This is a genomic window from Streptomyces sp. NPDC096132, from assembly GCF_044763345.1.
GTDB lineage: Bacteria > Actinomycetota > Actinomycetes > Streptomycetales > Streptomycetaceae > Streptomyces.
In genome coordinates this window covers 232306-251596 of the sequence record NZ_JBIWGA010000013.1, presented here as the reverse complement: position 1 = coordinate 251596, position 19291 = coordinate 232306, and the positions used below count along the sequence as shown (strand labels likewise).

Genomic DNA, 19291 nt, shown 5'->3' with positions numbered 1-19291 from the left:
CGGCTCGGCGGCGCCCGCGGCCAGGGTGGCTTGGCAACGCCGCAAGCCGCCCAACCCAAGAGGCGCGGGAAACTGCGCGACCAGCCACGACGGACCCGCACCCGGCGACGACCGGACCGCCGGCGGCTCGGCGGCGCCCGCGGCCAGGGTGGCTTGGCAACGCCGCAAGCCGCCCAACCCAAGAGGCGCGGGAAACTGCGCGACCAGCCACGACGGACTCGCACCCGGCGGCGGCCGGACTACGCTGCACACATGACCCCCGCCGCCCCCGCCTACCGCCGTCTGAGTGTCGAGGAGCGGCGCAGCCAGCTCCTCGACGCGGCGCTCACCCTCTTCGCGCACCGGCTTCCCGAGGACGTCTCCCTGGACGACGTGGCGGAGGCCGCCGGGGTGTCCCGACCCCTGGTCTACCGGTACTTCCCGGGCGGCAAGCAGCAGCTGTACGAGGCCGCGCTGCGCTCCGCGGCCGAGGAGCTCCAGTACTGCTTCGACGAACCCCACGACGGCCCCCTCCTCCCCCGCCTCGCCCGCGCCCTGGACCGCTACCTCGGCTTCGTCGGCCGTCACGACGCCGGCTTCAGCGCCCTGCTCCAGGGCGGCAGCGTGGTGGAAACCTCCCGTACGACGGCGATCGTGGACGGCGTACGACGGTCCGCGGCCGTGCACATCTACAGCCACCTGGGGGTCACCGACCCCGGCCCCCGGCTCCGGATGACCGTCCGGATGTGGATCACCGCGGTCGAGGCGGCCTCCCTCATCTGGCTGGACGAGGGCAAGCAGCCGCCCGCCGAGGAGCTGCGGGACTGGCTGGTGGAGCAGTTCGTCGCGGTCCTCACGGTGACCGCGGGACGCGACCCGCAGACCGCCGAGCTGGTCCGGGGTGCGCTGGCCGCGGAGACCTGATCGACACTGGTGGCGTGAAGAGTCAAGACACCTCCTTCGAGGGCGGCCCGATGGACGGCCGGGTCCTGCCCGTCCTGCTGGGCATGACCGGACACCCGCCGAAGACGTACCGCATCCCGGTCCCCGACGCGGCGGGCGGCCCGCCGACCGTCCTCGTCTACCGGCGGGTGCCTCTCGGCCACAGCAGGCGGCTCGGCCTCCAGCAGGGGTGGAAGTACCAGTACGACCCGAAGGGCGCGGCGAGCGGCCGGCTGAAGTGGCCCTGGTCGAAACCGGAAGCCCCCACGCCGGGCGCGAAGGGGGACGACACCGAAGGGTGACCCGGTTGCGCCGAACCGAGCAGCCCGCCGCGCGCTCCCCGCGCATACGTCTCATGCTCACCCTGCGGGACGGAGGACCACCCGGGGCGCCTCCCCCGCAGCGGAGGTGATGACGTGTCAGGAAGGCTGCTGCGTCTGGCCTGTGCGGTCTCCATGGCGGCCCTGGCCGCGCAGGCCGTGCTGGCCGCCGGCGTCGCCGTCGCCGTACCGGAGCCGCCGGATCCCGGTGCACGGGCGGTCCCCGCACCGGAGAGCCCGGCGCCGACGAGCTCCCCGAGCCCCACGAGCCCGGCGCCGCCCGGCGGACGGACCGTGGCCGGTCTGCTGACGGACCTTCAGCGGCTGTACCGGGAGGCCGAGAAGGCCACCGAGGCCTACAACGCCACCGAGGAAGCGCTCAAGCGGCGGCGCGCCGAGACCGACCGCCTGGACGCCGACCTGGCCAAGGCCCGCCTCACCCTGCACGAGAGCCGGGGCGCGGCCGGCCGGCTGGCCCGCCAGCAGTACCAGAACACCACCGACATCTCCCCGTACGTACGGCTGCTGCTCGCCCGCGATCCGCAGCACGCGCTCGACCAGGGCCATGTGATCGGCCAGTTGGCGCGCGAGCGGGCCGACACGGTGGGACGTCTCGAAGGCAGCGAACGCAGGGCCGGGGACCTGGCCCGCAGAGCCCGCGCCGCTCTGGACGCCCAGCTCACCCTCACCGAGCGCAGGAAGAAGGAACGCGACGCCGTCGCCCGCCGCCTCGCCGATGTCGAGAAACTCCTCGCCTCCCTCACGGCGGCCCAGCTGGCCGCGATCGCCGAACTCGAGAAGAAGGACGTCGCACAGGCACAGGACAAACTGATGGCGTCCGGTGCGCTCGACGACGACCACAAGCCGTCGGAGGAGGGCGAGAAGGCCGTACGGTACGCCGTGCGCCAGCTCGGCAAGCCGTACGAATGGGGCGCCGAGGGCCCGAAGTCGTACGACTGCTCGGGCCTGACGTCCGAGGCCTGGGGCAGCGCCGGCACACGGATCCCGCGCACCAGCCAGGAACAGTGGGCGCGCCTCCCGAGAATCCCCCTCAAGGAGCTGCGCCCCGGCGACCTGGTCCTCTACTTCCCGGAGGCCACGCACGTGGCGCTGTACATGGGCGACGGCATGGTGGTCCAAGCGCCCCGGACAGGGGAGCAGGTGAAGATCTCCCCCATCGCGTCGAACCCGATCCTGGGAGCCGTACGCCCGGACGACCCACCCCAAGGAGCGCTTGGAACTACTCGACCAGCCACAGACAACCCGCGGCCGCCCACGAACCTCTAGCCCCCCGTAACCTCCGCCAGATAAGCCGCGGTCTTCTCCGGCTCATAGAAGAAGTTCTCAAAATCCGCCGGGTCGTTGAACGCATTGGCGAAACGATCAGCCACAGGCGGCAGCTGCCCCGCCGCCCCCAGCAGGTTCACGATGTGCTCCGGCGGCGGCGCCAGCATCGCGTTCGTCCACTTGGTGACGTGCTGAGCGGTGTCCCAGTACCGGTCGAACGTGGCCTGCATCCACTCCTCGTCGAACTCCTTCTCACCGTGCTCGAGGATCGAGGCGAGATAGGCGGCCGCGCACTTCGACGCGGAGTTCGAGCCCTGCCCGGTGATCGGGTCGTTCGCGACGACGACGTCGGCGACGCCGAGCACCAGTCCCCCACCGGGCAGACGGCCGACCGGGTTCCGCACCGTCGGCGCATACCGTCCGGCCAGCGTCCCGCCGGCGTCGGTCAGTTCGACCTTCGTGGCCCGCGCGTACTCCCACGGGGTGAACTTCTCCATGAGTTCCAGGGTCAGGGAGAGGTGCTCCGCCGGGTCCTTGACGCCGTTGAAGACGTCGAGCGGGCCGCCGGGTATGCCCTCCCAGAAGAGGATGTCGGCGCGGCCGGAGGTGGTGAACGTCGGCATGACGAACAGTTCGCCGACGCCGGGGACGAGGTTGCAGCGGACCGCTTCCATGTCCGGGTGCTCGGGGCGCGGGCCCATGCCGTGGACGTAGGAGACGGCCAGCGCCCGCTGCGGCTCGGCGTACGGAGACCTCTCCGGATCCCGCGCGAACATCGACACCAGCTCGCCCTTGCCCGCCGAGACCAGGACGAGGTCGTAGGCCCGGGAGAAGTAGTCGAGGTCGGAGACGGCCGCGCCGTGGATGACGAGCTGGCCGCCGCGCTGGGCGAAGATCTCCATCCAGCCGGCCATCTTCACGCGCTGGTCGACGGACTGCGCGAACCCGTCGAGCCGGCCCACCCAGTCGATCGCGCGCTGCGTCGGGCCCGGGTCGTGCGAGCCGGGGGCCGCGACCGAGACGCCGAGTCCGGCGATCTTCGGGGCCTGGGACTCCCAGAAGTTCAGCTGGAAATCGCGCTCGTGCTCCAGGGCCGTGTGGAACATGCACTGCGTCGACATGACCCGGCCGGAGCGGATCTCGTCCGCCGTCCGGTTCGACATCAGGGTGACCTCGTACCCGTGCGACTGGAGGCCGAGGGCGAGCTGGAGACCGGACTGGCCGGCTCCGACGACGAGTATCTTCCGCATGCGGGGACGACTCCTTGGTCGGTGCTACTCGGGGGTTTCGTCGAGCGCGTGGCCCACCAGGGCCAGGAGGGTCTCGATCACCGAGATCCGGCGCCGCGCATCCATGATCATGACAGGTACGTGCGCGGGGATCGTCAGCGCCTCCCGCACGTCCTCCGGCTCGAACAGCTCGCTGCCGTCGAAGTGGTTGACCGCGACGACGTACGGCAGCCCGCAGCTCTCGAAGTAGTCCAGCGCGGGGAAGGAGTCCTTCAGCCGACGGGTGTCGGCGAGGACGACCGCGCCGATCGCGCCGCGCACCAGGTCGTCCCACATGAACCAGAACCGCTGCTGGCCCGGTGTGCCGAACAGGTAGAGCACCAGGTCGTCGTCGAGCGTGATGCGGCCGTAGTCCATGGCCACCGTGGTGGTGGTCTTCTCGGGCGTGCCGGTGAGATCGTCGGTCTCCGCGCTCGCCTCGGTCATCAGCGCCTCCGTCTGGAGGGGCTCGATCTCCGACACGGTGCCGACGAGGGTGGTCTTGCCGACGCCGAAGCCGCCCGCCACCACGATCTTGGTGGCTATGGGGGCTCGGGTGCGGTCCGTCTGCCAGGGCTGCAGGGGCTCGTCGGGTTCGACGAGACCGGTGACCGGCGGGGTGACCGGGGTGACGCCAAAGGAGGAGGCGGCGTCAGAGACGACGGAGTCCACTCAGCACCCTTTCCAGCAGAGCGCGGTCGGGACGGCCCGTACCGTGAGCGGTACCGGTGCCGTACACACGGATCTTTCCCTGGTCCGCGAGGTCGCTGAGCAGCACCCGGACCACGCCGAGCGGCATCCTCAGCAGCGCGGCGATCTCGGCCACCGTGCGCATACGGCGGCACAGTTCGACGATGGCCCGAAGCTCCGGCATGACCGTGGACTTGAGGGACCCATTCGTCAGTTCCTTGCGGTCCTCGGGCGCGTCGAGAGCCGCCACGAAGGTCTCCACCAGGAGGACGTGGCCGAAGCGGGTACGGCCGCCGGTGAGCGAGTAGGGACGGACGCGGGCGGGCTTGCGGTCGCCGCCGCGGACGGGGAGCTGCTGCTTCGCGTTCTCGTGCCCCGTGCTCATCGGGCGCTCCCCGCCGACTCCGACTCCAGGGATTTCCGTAGCTCGCTGCGGAGTTCGGGGGTCAGGACATGGCCGGCGCGGCCCACGAAGAGGGCCATGTGGTACGCCACCACGCTCATGTCGCAGTCGGCGGAGCCGTGGACGCCGAGCAGGGAGCCGTCGCTGATCGACATCACGAAGAGGCTGCCCTCCGCCATCGCGATCATGGTGTGTTTGACCCCGCCGAACTGCATCAGCTTGGCGGCGCCGATGGTGAGGCTGCCGATGCCGGAGACGATCGTGGCGAGATCGGCGGAGGAGCCGCGCGGGCCGGTGGGTTTGTCGCCTCGCGACTGCCGGGCCTCGTTGTTGCGGCCCGGGTCCGAGGACAGCAGGAGCAGGCCGTCGGAGGAGACGACCGCCACGGACCGGATGCCGGGCACTTCCTCCACGAGGTTGGTCAACAGCCAGTGCAGGTTACGGGCTTCACTGCTCAGTCCGAAGGTACTGGGCGCGGTCAACTGCTTGCCTCCTCGACTGTGCCCCCCGTGTCTTCTTCGGCATGTGCGTGTGCTTCTTGAGGTGCTTTTCGCTCTGCTCGAGGTGAGGGGGCCTTGTTCTGGCCCGTCTTCTCGGCGATCTCCGCTTCCACGTCGCGGTAGCCGGCCTCCGCCCCCCGGCGGAAGCCGCCCAGGCGGCGGCGGAGGGCCTCGGCATCGACCGAGCCGGTCCGCTGGCGCGGGGGTTGTACGGGGGTGGTGATCTTGGGGGTGCGCTTGGGCAGGCCCTTGTCGGTGACGAGTTCCTCGTCGGCGACGAGTTCTTCCGGGGCGTCCGGTACGCGGCTGTGCTGCGTGTCGCTGTCGTCGGCGCCGTCGGGTTCGGGCGTGGGGTCCTGCTCGCCGTCCGTCTTCCCTGGCGGGCTGGGCAGCAGGAGTTCCATGGTCGTCTCGGCGGGGAGCTCGGGAGCCTGGCTCTCGGGAGCCTGGGCCTCGATGGCCGGGCTCCCGGCCGAAGGCTCCTCCGCCTTGTCCTCCGCCTTGTCCCCCGGCGTGTGCTCCGCCTTGCGTACGGCGTTCTCGGCCAGGGCGACCAGCGGGTCGTCGGTGGGCTTCGAACGTCCCGGCAGGACGTTGGAGTTGGCCTCCGCGTCCGCGCCCGGCAGGGAGAAGATCTGGGTGGCGGACGACGCCGTCGTGGCCGAAGGGACCGCGGCGGCCGGGGCGGTGGCCAGCAGCGCGGTCGGCAGGACCACCACGGCCGCCGTCCCGCCCTGCTTCTGCTCGCGCAACTGCACCCGCACCCCGTGCCGGTGGGCGAGCCGGGCCACCACGTACAGGCCGAGGCCGAGGCCCTCGTCGCCCTCCTGGTCGTACGGGGTCTCCGGATCGAAGTCGGCGAGGCGGGAGTTGAGGCGGACGAGCCGCTCCGCGTCGAGGCCGATGCCCTCGTCCTGGACGGAGAGCATGACCTCGCCGTTCTCCAGGAGCCAGCCGGAGATCTCGACGGGGAGATCCGGCGGGGAGAACGAGGTGGCGTTCTCCATGAGTTCGGCGAGGAGGTGGCTCAGGTCGTCGGCGGCGAAGCCGGCCACGTGCGCGTGCGGCGGCAGGGAGGCGATGCGGACCCGCTCGTAGCGCTCGATCTCGCTGACCGCCGCCCGGACGACGTCCACCAGCGGGATCGGGCCCGCGTGCTGCTGGACGTGCTCGGTGCCGGCCAGGACGAGGAGGTTCTCGCTGTGGCGGCGCATGACGGTGGCGAAGTGGTCGAGCTTGAAGAGCGTCGACAGCCGGTCGGGGTCCTGCTCGCGCTCCTCCAGGCTCTCGATGACGGCGAGTTGACGCTCGACGAGACCGAGGGTGCGCAGAGCGAGGTTGACGAAGGTGCCGGAGATGGCGCCGCGCAGCCGCTCCAGCTGGGCCGCGGAGTCGGTGAGTTCGGCGCGCAGTTCCTCGCGGGCGTCGGCCATCTTCTGGCGCTGCCCGACGAGGTGCTTGCGGTCGGACTCCAGGGTGGTGACGCGCTCGTGCAGCGCGACGGCGTGCTCGTGCAGGGCGTTGACGGAGCGGACGACCTGGGCGAACTCGTCGTTGCGGCCGGTGAACCGCACCGGCTCCTCGGCGGCGGGGTTCTCGGTCTCGGCGAGCCGGGCCGAGCCGCGGCGCAGCACGGACAGCGGGAAGGTGAGGCTGCGGGCCATGCCGGTGCTGACGACGACCGCCAGCAGCATCAGGGCGCCGACCAGGGCGACGCGGATCTCCAGCGCGGTGACGTCGTCGTCGCGGAGCCGCGCGAGGTCCTTGGTGCGGTGGTCGTAGAGCGAGGACTCCACGCCGCGCATCAGGTCGACGCGGGCGGAGAGCGCGGCGTCCAGCTTCTTGGTGCTGGTGTCCAGCTCGTCGTCGCTCAGTGTGGGCTGGTCGGTGAGGTCGGTGAGGTACTTCTCGGCGGTGTCGACCTCGCCGCCGGTGACCGTGGAGTCGTAGGAGTCCACGGCGTCCTGCGGGGCGCCCTCGCGGAAGTCGGCGAGGGCCGCCTCGGAGCGCACCCGGGCCTGCTGGGCGGCCGCGCTGAGCGCGTCGCGCGCCTCGGTGTCGGCCTTGGAGGAGACCTTCTCGGTGGTCGTCAGACCGGTGATGGGGTCGTAGACGGACTTCGTGCTGGTGGGCACGTTCAGCGCGGCGCGGAGCAGTCCGCGGGCGGCGGAGGCCTGCTGGACGGCGGCGTCCAGTTCGGCGAGGGCGTACGCGCCGGAGCCCGCGCGGGGCGGCATGTCCTCCGCGAGCCGGTCGGCGAGGACGTGCAGCGCGGTGATGACCTTGGCGTACGCCTCGTGCGCCTCCAGGGCCGTGCTCTTGCCGGTGAGCGCGGACTGGCGGACGGACACGAGGGATTCGAGGGCCGCGCGCAGCGAGGCGGAGATCTCCGTCGCCTCCAGCTCGCGGGCCTGGCGGTCCACCCGGGCGCTGCCGTCGGTGGAGGGCGCCTCGGACTTGGGGCGGCCGGCCGCGATGTACGCGGTGACCTCGTCGCGCTCGTCCGCCACGGACTGGGCGAGGACGAGGGCGTCCTGGGTCTGCTCGGCCAGGGTGACCAGGTCCTGGGCGTCCTTCAGCTGCCCGGAGGCGGTGAGGACGGCGGGGGCGCCGGCTCCGGCGATGGCGGCGGCCACCACGGCCACGGCGACGATCAGCCGGTTGCGTACGTGGGTCGGACGGCCCTTGCCGACAGGGGTGCGCTCCGCGCCCCCCTCGGAGGCCGTCTTACTGCCTGTGCGCCGAGGCCGCGTCTTCTGCACCGGTGCTCGCATTCCTGACTCGTGTACCCATGGGCCGGATGTGACGCACCGTCAACTGGTGCGTACGCCCGGTTCGGTCCCCGACCCTCCCAGTGCCGGTGGGCGAGGGCCCCGCATCGCCTGCCCCGCCACCCGAAGGAGTGAACATCGGAGGGGAGTTGGCGGGCAAGTTCCACTGGCGTGTGCACGGCCCTTGCGCGGCAGGCCGGTTGGACGTGGGCGGCATGCTTTGACAGGATTCGCCGCCACACCTTCCCCGACCCCTGCATTACCCCCCAAAACAGGCGTCTGACCTGCGGGGCTACGCCCGTTCGGCGAGTGATGCAAGCCTTTTGGGGAGGCTGTGAAGGGGTCGTGCAGACTGGCCGAATGCGTACGGAACTTGTGTCGGAACCCGGCGATCCGGCCCGCCCCAACGAGGACTTCGCGAGCGTCGGACTTTCCGCCTGCGGACAGGGCGGTTCGGTCGTCGTCCTCGACGGAGTGACTCCGCCGCCGGGCGGCGCGGGCTGTCTGCATTCGGTCCCCTGGTTCACGGCACGACTGGGCGGGGCCCTGACCGAACTGACCGTTTCACTCCCGGATGTTCCGCCGGCCGAGGCCCTCTCCCTCGCGATTGCGCGTACCGCCGGGGCCCATGCCGAAACCTGTGACCTTTCTCACCCGCGCACCCCGCAGGCGACGGTGGCCGTCGCGCGCTGGTCGCCGGAGTCGGTGGAGTATCTGGTCCTGTCCGACGCGGTGCTGCTGCTGGCCGCCCCCGACGGCACGGTGACGCCGGTTCTCGACGACCGGCTGGCCCGGCTGCCGCGCGAGCTGCTCAGGAGCGCGGAGTTCGTCGACGGCACGCTGCGCAACCGGGAGGGCGGCTTCTTCACCGCCGCCGCGGATCCGTCGGTGGCCGCGCGGGCCGTGACCGGAAGCGTGCCGCGCGGGCGGGTGAGCGCCCTGGCCGCGCTGTCGGACGGAGCGGCCCGCTGGGCGGAGACCTTCCTCGCGGGCGACTGGACGGACCTGTTCGCCCTGGTCCGCGCCGAGGGGACGCGGGCCCTGGTGGACCGCGTGCGGGAGCTGGAGCGGGCGGACAGCACCGGGCGGGCGTTCCTGGGCCGGGCGAAGACCCACGACGACGCGACGGCGGTGTACGTCGAGCTGTGAGCGGGGCCGGCGTGCGGCTACTTCTCCATGCCCCGGTTCAGCTGGTGGAGCAGTCGGGCCAGTTCCGCGACCTCGCGGCGGTCCCAGTCGGAGAAGTGGGTGACGTACCGCTCGCGGCGGGCCTCGCGGACCCTGCTCACCCGGCTGCGGCCCTCCTCGGTCAGGTCGACCAGCCAGGCGCGGCCGTCCGCCGGGTCGGGCTCGCGGGCGATCAGGCCGAGCTGCTCCAGGGCACGCAGCTGACGGGACATGGTGGCCTTGCCGACGCCGATGTAGGCGGCCAGCTCGGTGGCGCGCTGCCGGCCGCACTCCTCCAGCCGGACAAGGAGGCCGTACGCGGCCGACTCCAGGTCCGGGTGGACCTCGCGGGCCATCTCGCCCTGGTTGGCGCGGGCACGGCGGAACAGCACCGTGAGCTCCCGCTCCAGGGAGAGGAACTCCCGGTCGCCCTGTTCCACCCCGCGCGGCGACGCGTCGCCGTTCGCTTCCTCGCGCACGTCAGCACACTCCTGTTTCCGCCGGTTCCCGTCATGGCCGCGGCTCTTCAAGTATTTCGCAGGCATGGACCGGCGGCGGTTCCCAGGGGCACTCCCACCTGCCTGTCTACGTGCGTAGCCTTCCATGGGCCGTCCGGGGGACGCCCCGGGGACGGGTGGGGGCGGGCGCCCGGGGAACGGGCGAGGGCCCGGGCCTCCCTCAGGAGGAACCCGGGCCCTGCCCTCATCCGGCCGCGTCCGTCACGCCGCGGCCGGAACCTGCGGCTTCGCGCCGTTCGTGGCGGGCGCGAGCGCCAGCTCCAGGACCTGGCGGACATCGGTGACGGCGTGGACGTCGAGCTTGTCCAGCACCTCCGCCGGGACGTCGTCCAGGTCGGGTTCGTTGCGCTTGGGGATGACGACGGTCGTCACTCCCGCGCGGTGGGCGGCGAGCAGCTTCTGCTTGACGCCGCCGATCGGCAGGACCCGGCCGGTCAGGGAGACCTCACCGGTCATCGCCACGTCCGTGCGGACGAGTCGCCCGCTGAGCAGGGAGGCGAGGGCCGTGGTCATCGTGATGCCGGCGCTCGGGCCGTCCTTGGGGACCGCGCCCGCCGGGAAGTGGATGTGCACGCCCCGGTCCTTCAGATCGCCGACGGGCAGCTCCAGCTCCGCGCCGTGCGACCGCAGGAAGCTCAGCGCGATCTGCGCCGACTCCTTCATCACGTCCCCGAGCTGACCGGTCAGGGTCAGACCGGCCGCGCCCGTCTCCGGGTCGGCCAGGGACGCCTCGACAAAGAGCACGTCTCCGCCGGCGCCGGTGACCGCGAGACCCGTCGCCACGCCCGGCACCGCCGTACGGCGCTCGGCCGGGTCCTGGGCGGACTCGGGCACGTGGTGCGGCCGGCCGATCAGCGCGCGCAGATCGGCGTCCGTGACGGTGAACGGCAGCTCCCGCTCGCCCAGTTCGTGCTGGGCGGCGACCTTGCGCAGCAGCCGCGCGATCGACCGCTCCAGGGTGCGCACGCCCGCCTCGCGGGTGTACTCGCCGGCGAGCTTGCGCAGGGCGCTCTCGTCCAGGACGACCTCGTCCCTGTTCAGTCCCGCCCGCTCCAGCTGGCGCGGGAGCAGGTGGTCACGGGCGATGACGACCTTCTCGTCCTCGGTGTAGCCGTCGAGGCGGACCAGCTCCATACGGTCGAGCAGGGCCTCCGGGATGGCCTCCAGGACGTTGGCGGTGGCCAGGAACACCACGTCGGACAGGTCCAGCTCCACCTCCAGGTAGTGGTCCCGGAAGGTGTGGTTCTGCGCCGGGTCCAGGACCTCCAGCAGGGCGGCCGCCGGGTCGCCCCGGAAGTCGGACCCCACCTTGTCGATCTCGTCGAGGAGCACCACCGGGTTCATCGACCCGGCCTCCTTGATCGCCCGCACGATCCGGCCGGGCAGCGCGCCGACGTACGTACGGCGGTGGCCGCGGATCTCGGCCTCGTCGCGCACGCCGCCGAGGGCGACGCGGACGAACTTTCGGCCCATGGCGTGCGCGACGGACTCGCCGAGGCTGGTCTTGCCGACGCCGGGCGGGCCGACGAGGGCCAGGACGGCACCGCCGCGCCTGCCGCCGACGACACCGAGGCCGCGCTCGCTGCGGCGCTTGCGCACGGCCAGGTACTCGGTGATGCGCTCCTTCACGTCCTCCAGGCCCGCGTGCTCGGCGTCGAGGACGGACTTGGCGCCCTGGATGTCGTAGCGGTCCTCGGTCCGTTCGTTCCACGGCAGTTCGAGGACGGTGTCCAGCCAGGTGCGGATCCAGGAGCCCTCGGGTGACTGGTCGGAGGACCGCTCCAGCTTGTCGACCTCCTTGAGGGCGGCCTCACGGACCTTCTCGGGCAGGTCGGCGGCCTCGACGCGGGCGCGGTAGTCGTCGGACTCCTCGCCGTCCTGCTCGCCGTTGAGTTCGCGCAGCTCCTTGCGTACGGCTTCCAGCTGCCGCCGCAGCAGGAACTCGCGCTGCTGCTTGTCGACGCCCTCCTGGACGTCCTTGGCGATGGTCTCGGCGACGTCCTGCTCGGCGAGGTGGTCGCGCAGCTGCTGGGTGGCGAGCTTCAGGCGGGCCACCGGATCGGTGGTCTCCAGGAGCTCCACCTTCTGTTCGGTGGTCAGGAACGGCGAGTAGCCGGAGTTGTCGGCGAGCGCGGAGACGTCGTCGATGGCCTGGACGCGGTCGACGACCTGCCAGGCGCCTCGCTTGCGCAGCCAGGCGGTGGCGAGCGCCTTGTATTCCTTGACCAGGTCGGCGACATGGCCGGGCAGCGGCTCGGACACGCTCTGGTCGATGCGCGTGCCCTCGACCCACAGGGCCGCGCCGGGGCCGGTCGTACCGGCGCCGATCCTCACGCGGCCGCGGCCGCGGATCAGCGCGCCCGGGTCACCGTCGGCCAGCCGGCCGACCTGCTCGACGGTGCCGAGCACACCGGTGCTCGCGTACGTCCCGTCGATGCGCGGCACCAGCAGCACCCTCGGCTTGCCCGGTTGTGAGCGGGCGGCGGCCTGGGCGGCCTCCACCGCGGCGCGTACGTCGGTGTCGTTGAGGTCCAGCGGGACCACCATGCCGGGGAGCACGACCTCGTCGTCGAGCGGCAGTACGGGCAGGGTGAGCGGTGCGGACGTCGAAGCCATGATCTCCCCTTCGGCAGTCAAGTTGAGCTATGCCGACTCAATGCACATGAGCCCGCGAATGTTCCCCGCGATGCGGTGCGTTCGCTGTCGGCGATCAGGAAAGGTCGGCGGCACCCCGCAAGCGCCGGGCTGCGCACCCCACCCCCGGCCCAGCGTCCCCACGGCCGCGTCACCACCCACCCCCGGCCCGGCATCCCCACAGCCACTTCGCCGCCCCGCCGACCACACCCCCGTACCCCCGCCGGTGCACGGGGCGCGCGCGAGCAGGCGACCGAAGCGAGGCCGACACCCCAGGGCGCTCGGGGGCGCGCCCAGGGGTGGTGCGCCGCCGGACATGCCTCTCCGCTCCCCGCTTCCCCCACCCCGCCCACCCACTTCCGGCATTCACCCCGAAGCCACCCCACCCCGCGACCACAATGCGCGTATGACCGATGACTGGAAGCGACGACTCGACGCCCTGCACGCGGAGTTGGTCCGCCGGGACGACCCGGTCGCCTGGGTGATGGAGGCGGACGCCGTGGAGGCCTCCCGGCGCTACCCCCACATCGCGCTGCGCGGACCCGTCTTCGGTGTCGCCTCCTGGGACCCCATCGGCGCCGAACCGCGCTGGCGGCTGCTGAAGCCGGTGGTGGACGGCATGCCCCAGCAGGCCCGGGACGGGCTGAACTCGCACCTGTGGTTCACGGCGAAGGACGGCACCGACGACCCCGCAGTCCGGCGCGCGCTGCTCGCGGCCGTGTCGGTGCTGGAGCGCGACCCGGCCGACGAGGTGGAGGCGCTGGGCGTGCGTTACCGCGTCGTACGCGGCGACGAGTTCGCACGGACCGGCGACGAGGGCCTGGAACCGCCCCGGCCCACCGACCCGGAGCCCGTGTCCCCCGTGTGGGAGGAGCGGGCCGCAGACCCCTCCCCGGACGTGGGCTTCGCCCTGGACCCCGGCCGCGACGAGGGGCCGATGGCGGGCGCCCTGCGCCTCGGCCTGCGCGACTTCGTCTACACGGGCGCGCGCTTCCCCGCCGACGTGCGCGCTGACTCCGCGCGGGCGGCCGCCACGCACCCGGACGTGGTGCGGCTGCCCGTCGGCTTCGCGGTGGCCGAGCGCGGCGACGCCGGCTGGACCCCGTGCGGCTCCCTGCACCCGACCCCGCACGACGCCCGCCGCTCGCTCTACGACGGGATGTCCCGCGTCTGGGCGATGCTGTACCGCTACGACGACCGGAAGAAGGCCCGCTACGCCCGCGCCGCCGAGGCGTTCCGGGCGGCCGGCCGGGCCGACGAGGCGAGCGTGGAGGACCGGCTGTTCCGGGTCTGCCGCGTCGAACGCATGATCCGCATGGGCCCGGACGGCCCCGAGCCGCCCCGCCCGTCGGACGTCGACGAGTACGGCCCCATGAAGATCCACCCGACCCTGCGCGAGGACGGCACCGTCCGCTACGACGACTGACCCACGCCCGAGGCCGCCATACCTTCGCAAGGCTTCCGCCGCACCCCCGCAACAGAACTCACAGGCAATTCACGCACACTGCAAGCCTGTTCACAGTGAGCAAGCCGCCCGAAACTCGGGCACAACGGGGCCAGGGGGACGCCATGAGCGACGCATCCGAGACGACCGACGGGCGCCGGCCGGGCCGCCGCACCCTCGTCGCCGGAGCCACCGCGATCGCGGCCGCGGCGGTCACCACCTCCCTGGCCGTACGCGCGGCCCGCACCGCCGGCGACGGACGGACCCCGGCCGCGGCCACCCCCGCCCCGGCGGCCCGCAGAAGCGCGACCCCCACCCCCTCCCCCACCCCGACGCCCCGCCCGCGCACCCGCTCCGACCACCGCCCGAACATCCTCTTCGTCCTCACCGACGACCAGCCCAAGGGCACCGACTGGGCACTGCGGCAGACCCTCGACTGGCTGGGCCGCGACGGCGTCACCTTCGAGCGCGCGCACGCCAACACCCCGCTGTGCGCGCCGTCCAGGGCGTCCATCATGTCCGGGCGGTACGCCCACCACCACGGCGTCCTCGACACCCGCCACCCCTCCCACCTGGACCAGCACACCACCGTCCAGCGCCGGTTGCAGGAGGCGGGCTACCGCACCGGCCTGTTCGGCAAGTACCTCAACTACTGGCACCCCGCCGACAACCCGCCCCACTTCGACGAGTGGCTCCTCCAGGAACCGGTCGCCTACACCAACGGCCACTACAACGACGGCGGCACCGTCCGGACCATCCCCGGCTACAACACCACCGTCATCAAGGACCGCGCCCTCGCCTTCATCGAGAAGTCCCGCACGGACACCCGCCCCTGGTTCGCGTACGTCGCCACGCGCGCGGCGCACGAGGTGAACATCCCGGACGGAAAGTACGCCCACGCGCGCGTGCCCTCCTGGGACGGCCGCCCCTCGGTCTTCGAGACCGCCAAGGCCGACAAGGCCGACAAGCCACCGTTCCTGCGTGCCGCCCACCACTCCTTCGACGAGGGCAGGGCCCTGCGCGCCCGCCAGCTGCGCACCCTGCTCTCCGTGGACGACGCGATGCGCGACTTCCACGACAAGCTGCGCGAGCTGGGCCGGCTGGAGAACACCCTGGTGCTGTTCACCAGCGACCACGGCCTGTGCTGGGGCGACCACGGCTGGCTGCGCAAGTCGGTGCCGTACCGGCCGAGCCTGGAGGTGCCGTTCCTCATGTCGTGGCCGGCCGGCGGCCTGGCCAGGGGCGGCACCGACGACCGCCTCACCTGCCACGTCGACATCGCGCCCACGTTGCTGGCCGCCGCCGGCGTCACCCCCGACACCCCGCACGACGGCCACTCCCTCCTCGACCCGCGCAACGACCGCCACCACGTCCTCGCCGAGTGGTGGTGGAACCGCCAGGACAAGGTGCCGATCCACACCTGGGCCTCGTACGTGGGGAAGACCGAGCAGTACACCGAGTACTACCGGGGCCGCCTGGACACCGACGGCCGCCCCCGGGGCTCCGGCGAGGTCCTCTTCCGCGAGTACTACGACCTGCGCGCGGACCCGTACCAGCTGACCAATCTGCTGCACGGGGCGAGTGCGGAGGACGAGCAGCGGTTGGGAATTCCAGGGTTGGCGCGGGGGCTCGCGGCGGCGCGAGGGGTCTGATCGCCGTCAGGCCCTGATACGGCGCTGCCACCCCGGCTCCAGCGCCGCACCCACGGCCACGTCCCCACCCCGATCGCCAGCGCGATCAGATGCCCCCAGTTGGTCAGCGGGTCCGTGAAGGCGATCAGGTCCTGGAGCAGCATCGCGCCGAACGCGGCGAGCAGGGGCCACCGCAGCCACGGCCGGAGCAGCCCGGCCAGGGCGCCCACGCTCGTGGCGACGCCGAAGCTGATGCCGTAGTCGAGGCGGTGCAGCGAGCTGTCGGGCAGATGGCCGACCAGGACGGCGAGGCCCACGGGGACCTCGGTCGCGAGGGTGGCCAGGACGTGCCCGAGCAGGAAGACGACGGCTGTCCGGGCGCCGCCGAGGCGCCGCTCCAGCGCGCTGAGGACGATCAGGAAGCCGAGAGTGAAGGGGGAGAGGAGACCGCCTGCCACCCACAGCGCGCTGGCGATCAGCACCAGCGCCGGGGTGCGCAGCAGATGGGCCACATCGGTGCTGGAGCCCTGATGGAGGGTGTGCACGAGGGCCGGGTCGGCGTGCGCGGCGACGAAGGAGGTGACGGCGAGGACGGCGGCGTAGGACAGGGTGAAGGGGACGGGGATCCGCGGCAGGCTTGCGCGCCGGGTGCGCGGGCTCGCCTCGACGGGTTGCGTGACCGGCCGTGGGACGCGCTGGCCGGGGATGCCGTCCAGCAGACCGGAGACGTCGGGAAGGGGCGGGCTCGTACGGGCCGCCGTGGGTTCCACTGTGAGGCGCTCCTTCCGTTTCACCCCACCCTTCGTGCCCGACCTGTGCCCTGTCTGTGATCGGCGCCACGCGGGGGCCGATTCACAGCAAGCTCTGAGATTTCCTCAGGGCTCCGGAAGGTTCAGCGCACAGGAGTTCGTCAGCGTCACACCGGCCCCTCACCCCCGTCCGGCCTGCGGTCTCCCGAATACCTCAACGAACCGTCAGGGAAGTGCCAGGATGGGTTGATGTCCGCCTCGTACGACCTCCACGACGTACCCGAAGTGCTCGACCGGCGCGAGGGACCCCACGGCGAGATCGTGTTACGCCGGCACGGCGAACTGCTCCAGATCATCGCCAACGGCTGCTTCCTGATGGACACCTCCGACGGCCGCTCGGAGCGACTGCTCGTGGACGCCGCGCTGGCCGCGCTGGACGGCCGCCCCGCACCCGACCTGCTGATCGGCGGCCTGGGAGTGGGCTTCTCGCTCGCGCACGCCGCCGCCGAACCGCGCTGGCGCGCCGTCACCGTCGTGGAGCGCGAGCGGGCCGTCGTCGACTGGCATCTCGACGGGCCTCTGTCCGCCGTATCCGCGCGGGCCCTCGCCGATCCGCGCACGAAGATCGTGGAAACGGACCTGCTGGATTACGTCAATGAGACATGCGACACGTTCGACGTGGTATGTCTGGACATCGACAACGGGCCCGGCTGGACCGTCACCGAGGACAACGACGGCCTCTACTCGGTGGCCGGACTCGCGGGCTGTGCAAGGGTGTTGACACCCGGTGGCGTACTGGCCGTCTGGTCCGCGCAGCCCTCTCCGGAATTCGAGGGAACCTTGGGGAATGCCGGGTTCCAACAGGTGCGTACCGAAGAGATCCCCGTTGCCCGAGGCGTGCCGGACGTCGTGCACCTCGCCGTTCGCCCCGCCGTCAGACCTGGATAGCAATGGCGAGGTGACTCCGGGTACGTTGCATCCCTGACGCCGATCATTTACGCGTCAACCGCAGTCATGCGCAGACAAGGGATCACCCCACTGGTTCCGGAAAGCACACTCAGGGGCGGGCGATGGAGCAGACACACACCTCGCACAACGGCACGACGACGGCGACCCCGGGCGCGCAGCGGCGCGTTCTGGTGGTCGAGGACGACCCGACCATCGTCGACGCCATCGCGGTCCGCCTGCGCGCCGAGGGATTCCTCGTGCAAACGGCGGGCGACGGCCCGGCGGCCGTCGACACCGCCGAGGCCTGGCAGCCCGATCTGCTGATCCTCGACATCATGCTGCCCGGCTTCGACGGTCTGGAGGTCTGCCGGCGCGTGCAGGCCGCCCGTCCGGTGCCGGTCCTCATGCTCACCGCGCGCGACGACGAGACCGACATGCTGGTCGGGCTCGGCGTGGGCGCCGACGACTACATGACCAAGCCGTTCTCGATGCGGGAACTGGCCGCACGCGTGCACGTGCTGCTGCGCCGGGTGGAGCGGGCCGCGATCGCGGCCACCACGCCGCGCAGCGGGATCCTGCGGCTCGGCGAGCTGGAGATCGACCACGCGCAGCGCCGGGTGCGGGTGCGCTCGGAGGACGTGCACCTCACGCCCACCGAGTTCGACCTGCTCGTGTGCCTGGCGAACACGCCGCGCGCGGTGCTCTCCCGTGAGCAGCTGCTCGCCGAGGTCTGGGACTGGGCGGACGCCTCCGGCACCCGCACGGTCGACAGCCACATCAAGGCGCTGCGCCGGAAGATCGGTGCCGAGCGGATCCGGACGGTGCACGGCGTGGGCTACGCGCTGGAGACCCCGACGCCATGAGCGGCGCGGACGGACCGAGAAGCCCCGGGGAGCCCTGGGGCGGCGTACGCCCGTTCTCGATCAAGACCAAGCTGGGTGCGCTGGTCGTCATCTCGGTGCTGATCACCACGGGTCTGTCGATGATCGCGGTGCACACCAAGACGGAGCTGCGCTTCATCACGGTCTTCTCGATGATCGCCACGCTGCTGATTACGCAGTTCGTGGCGCATTCGCTCACCGCGCCGCTGGACGAGATGAACGCGGTCGCCCGCTCCATCTCGCACGGCGACTACACCCGCCGGGTGCGCGAGAACCGCTGGGACGAGCTGGGCGACCTGGCCCAGACGATCAACGTCATGGCGGACGAGCTGGAGGCGCAGGACGCCCAGCGCAAGGAGCTGGTGGCGAACGTCTCGCACGAGCTGCGCACCCCCATCGCGGGCCTGCGCGCCGTCCTGGAGAACGTGGTCGACGGCATCGCCGAGGCCGACCCCGAGACGATGCGTACGGCGCTGAAGCAGACGGAGCGGCTCGGGCGGCTGGTGGAGACGCTGCTCGACCTGTCCCGCCTCGACAACGGCGTCGTCCCCCTGCGCAAGCGCCGTTTCGAGGTGTGGCCGTATCTGTCGGGCGTGCTGAAGGAGGCCAACATGGTCTCCTCGGCGCGCGCGACCATGGGCTCGGGCGGGAATCACACGCGGACGGACGTCCATCTGCATCTGGACGTCACCCCGCCGGAGCTGACCGCGCACGCGGACCCGGAGCGCATCCACCAGGTCGTCGCGAACCTGATCGACAACGCGGTCAAGCACAGCCCGCCACACGGCCGGGTGACGGTGAAGGCGCGCCGCGGGGCGCTGCCGGAGTCGCTGGAGCTGGAGGTCCTGGACGAGGGGCCGGGCATCCCGCGTTCGGAGTGGCACCGCGTGTTCGAGCGGTTCAACCGGGGATCCGTGCGCCGGCCGCACGGTCCGGGCAGTGACGGCGGTACGGGACTGGGGCTGGCGATCGCCCGCTGGGCGGTCGATCTGCACGGCGGCCGGATCGGAGTGGCCGAATCCGAGCGGGGTTGCCGGATTCTTGTCACTCTTCCGGGAGAGCCTTCTCTGCCAAGTTGACGTAAAGTGCGAACCGGAGCCACAAGATCCACGGCTGTCCGCCCTGCGAGACACGTGTGATCAGGTCAGGGACCCGCGCA

Annotated in this window: 16 protein-coding genes and 1 pseudogene; 9 read left to right on the top strand and 8 right to left on the bottom strand. The window is 71.9% G+C overall.

The annotated features are described in order from the left end of the window. The first annotated feature begins 252 nt into the window (after positions 1-252). The 3 genes from ACIRF9_RS29540 (at position 253) to ACIRF9_RS29530 (ending at position 2528) form a co-directional block, all read left to right on the top strand. On the top strand, positions 253-903 hold the full coding sequence (locus ACIRF9_RS29540) for a TetR/AcrR family transcriptional regulator (protein WP_403828165.1): 651 nt from the start codon (positions 253-255) through the stop codon (positions 901-903). A 14-nt stretch (positions 904-917) separates the two neighbouring features. Beyond that, positions 918-1223 carry a hypothetical protein gene (locus ACIRF9_RS29535; protein ID WP_403828163.1) on the top strand — a complete coding sequence of 102 codons (306 nt, stop codon included), beginning with the start codon at positions 918-920 and terminating at the stop codon, positions 1221-1223. Between the two features lie 114 nt (positions 1224-1337). Beyond that, entirely contained in the window at positions 1338-2528 is a 1191-nt protein-coding gene (locus ACIRF9_RS29530) for an NlpC/P60 family protein (protein WP_403828161.1), read from the top strand. Here ACIRF9_RS29530 and ACIRF9_RS29525 read toward each other — a convergent pair. Genes ACIRF9_RS29525 through ACIRF9_RS29505 form a run of 5 tightly spaced genes read right to left on the bottom strand, consistent with a single transcriptional unit; the run spans position 2525 to position 8151 of the window. Beyond that, on the bottom strand, positions 2525-3778 hold the full coding sequence (locus ACIRF9_RS29525; RefSeq protein WP_403828159.1) for a styrene monooxygenase/indole monooxygenase family protein: 1254 nt from the start codon (positions 3776-3778) through the stop codon (positions 2525-2527). The two genes, ACIRF9_RS29530 and ACIRF9_RS29525, sit on opposite strands and share 4 nt — an antisense overlap. Positions 3779-3802: 24 nt before the next feature. Next, positions 3803-4468 carry a GTP-binding protein gene (locus tag ACIRF9_RS29520; RefSeq protein WP_403828158.1) on the bottom strand — a complete coding sequence of 222 codons (666 nt, stop codon included), beginning with the start codon at positions 4466-4468 and terminating at the stop codon, positions 3803-3805. Continuing rightward, positions 4449-4871 carry a DUF742 domain-containing protein gene (locus tag ACIRF9_RS29515; RefSeq protein WP_403828156.1) on the bottom strand — a complete coding sequence of 141 codons (423 nt, stop codon included), beginning with the start codon at positions 4869-4871 and terminating at the stop codon, positions 4449-4451. Before ACIRF9_RS29515 ends, ACIRF9_RS29520 begins: the two co-directional genes overlap by 20 nt. After that, the gene (locus tag ACIRF9_RS29510; protein WP_403828154.1) at positions 4868-5371 is read right to left on the bottom strand and encodes a roadblock/LC7 domain-containing protein; all 504 of its coding nucleotides are present in this window, start codon (positions 5369-5371) and stop codon (positions 4868-4870) included. The genes ACIRF9_RS29515 and ACIRF9_RS29510 overlap by 4 nt, the downstream gene beginning before the upstream one ends. Continuing rightward, positions 5368-8151 (bottom strand): nitrate- and nitrite sensing domain-containing protein, encoded by a 2784-nt coding sequence (locus ACIRF9_RS29505; RefSeq protein ID WP_403828152.1) that lies wholly within the window; start codon positions 8149-8151, stop codon positions 5368-5370. Before ACIRF9_RS29505 ends, ACIRF9_RS29510 begins: the two co-directional genes overlap by 4 nt. A gap of 369 nt (positions 8152-8520) precedes the next feature. On the opposite strand from ACIRF9_RS29505, the gene ACIRF9_RS29500 reads away from it, so the two are divergent. Further along, positions 8521-9309: a hypothetical protein gene (locus ACIRF9_RS29500; protein ID WP_403828150.1), complete on the top strand. Its 789-nt coding sequence runs from the start codon at positions 8521-8523 to the stop codon at positions 9307-9309. Positions 9310-9326: 17 nt separating this feature from the next. Here ACIRF9_RS29500 and ACIRF9_RS29495 read toward each other — a convergent pair whose 3' ends face one another. Together ACIRF9_RS29495 and lon are read right to left on the bottom strand one after the other, a co-directional pair. Beyond that, a complete protein-coding gene (locus tag ACIRF9_RS29495) occupies positions 9327-9806 on the bottom strand; it encodes a MarR family winged helix-turn-helix transcriptional regulator (protein WP_403828148.1) in 480 nt (159 codons plus the stop codon). A gap of 240 nt (positions 9807-10046) precedes the next feature. Beyond that, on the bottom strand, positions 10047-12461 hold the full coding sequence (gene lon / locus ACIRF9_RS29490) for an endopeptidase La (RefSeq protein ID WP_403828146.1): 2415 nt from the start codon (positions 12459-12461) through the stop codon (positions 10047-10049). Between the two features lie 424 nt (positions 12462-12885). On the opposite strand from lon, the gene ACIRF9_RS29485 reads away from it, so the two are divergent. Further along, positions 12886-13905, top strand: coding sequence for a DUF5954 family protein (locus tag ACIRF9_RS29485; RefSeq protein WP_403828144.1), 1020 nt, complete (start codon positions 12886-12888; stop codon positions 13903-13905). A 143-nt stretch (positions 13906-14048) separates the two neighbouring features. Continuing rightward, positions 14049-15266: pseudogene (locus tag ACIRF9_RS29480) on the top strand (sulfatase); the annotation flags it as partial. A 185-nt stretch (positions 15267-15451) separates the two neighbouring features. Here the strand turns inward: ACIRF9_RS29480 and ACIRF9_RS29475 are convergent. Further along, positions 15452-16348, bottom strand: a complete 897-nt coding sequence (locus tag ACIRF9_RS29475) for a rhomboid-like protein (protein ID WP_403828142.1) — start codon at positions 16346-16348, stop codon at positions 15452-15454. A 204-nt stretch (positions 16349-16552) separates the two neighbouring features. Between ACIRF9_RS29475 and ACIRF9_RS29470 the strand changes: the two genes are divergently transcribed. From ACIRF9_RS29470 to ACIRF9_RS29460, 3 genes are all read left to right on the top strand, one after another. Further along, positions 16553-17251, top strand: a complete 699-nt coding sequence (locus ACIRF9_RS29470) for a spermidine synthase (protein ID WP_403828140.1) — start codon at positions 16553-16555, stop codon at positions 17249-17251. 122 nt (positions 17252-17373) lie between these two features. Beyond that, positions 17374-18114, top strand: coding sequence for a response regulator transcription factor (locus ACIRF9_RS29465; RefSeq protein WP_403828138.1), 741 nt, complete (start codon positions 17374-17376; stop codon positions 18112-18114). Further along, positions 18111-19211, top strand: a complete 1101-nt coding sequence (locus ACIRF9_RS29460; protein ID WP_403828136.1) for a sensor histidine kinase — start codon at positions 18111-18113, stop codon at positions 19209-19211. Before ACIRF9_RS29465 ends, ACIRF9_RS29460 begins: the two co-directional genes overlap by 4 nt. The last annotated feature ends 80 nt before the right edge of the window (positions 19212-19291 follow it).

Excerpts from the sequence above, each read along its gene's own strand:
- ACIRF9_RS29540 (WP_403828165.1), top strand. The coding sequence starts at position 253 with ATGACCCCCGCCGCCCCCGCCTACCGCCGTCTGAGTGTCGAGGAGCGG.
- ACIRF9_RS29525 (WP_403828159.1), bottom strand. The coding sequence starts at position 3,778 with ATGCGGAAGATACTCGTCGTCGGAGCCGGCCAGTCCGGTCTCCAGCTC.
- ACIRF9_RS29515 (WP_403828156.1), bottom strand. The coding sequence starts at position 4,871 with ATGAGCACGGGGCACGAGAACGCGAAGCAGCAGCTCCCCGTCCGCGGC.
- ACIRF9_RS29500 (WP_403828150.1), top strand. The coding sequence starts at position 8,521 with ATGCGTACGGAACTTGTGTCGGAACCCGGCGATCCGGCCCGCCCCAAC.
- lon (WP_403828146.1), bottom strand. The coding sequence starts at position 12,461 with ATGGCTTCGACGTCCGCACCGCTCACCCTGCCCGTACTGCCGCTCGAC.
- ACIRF9_RS29485 (WP_403828144.1), top strand. The coding sequence starts at position 12,886 with ATGACCGATGACTGGAAGCGACGACTCGACGCCCTGCACGCGGAGTTG.
- ACIRF9_RS29470 (WP_403828140.1), top strand. The coding sequence starts at position 16,553 with ATGTCCGCCTCGTACGACCTCCACGACGTACCCGAAGTGCTCGACCGG.
- ACIRF9_RS29465 (WP_403828138.1), top strand. The coding sequence starts at position 17,374 with ATGGAGCAGACACACACCTCGCACAACGGCACGACGACGGCGACCCCG.
- ACIRF9_RS29460 (WP_403828136.1), top strand. The coding sequence starts at position 18,111 with ATGAGCGGCGCGGACGGACCGAGAAGCCCCGGGGAGCCCTGGGGCGGC.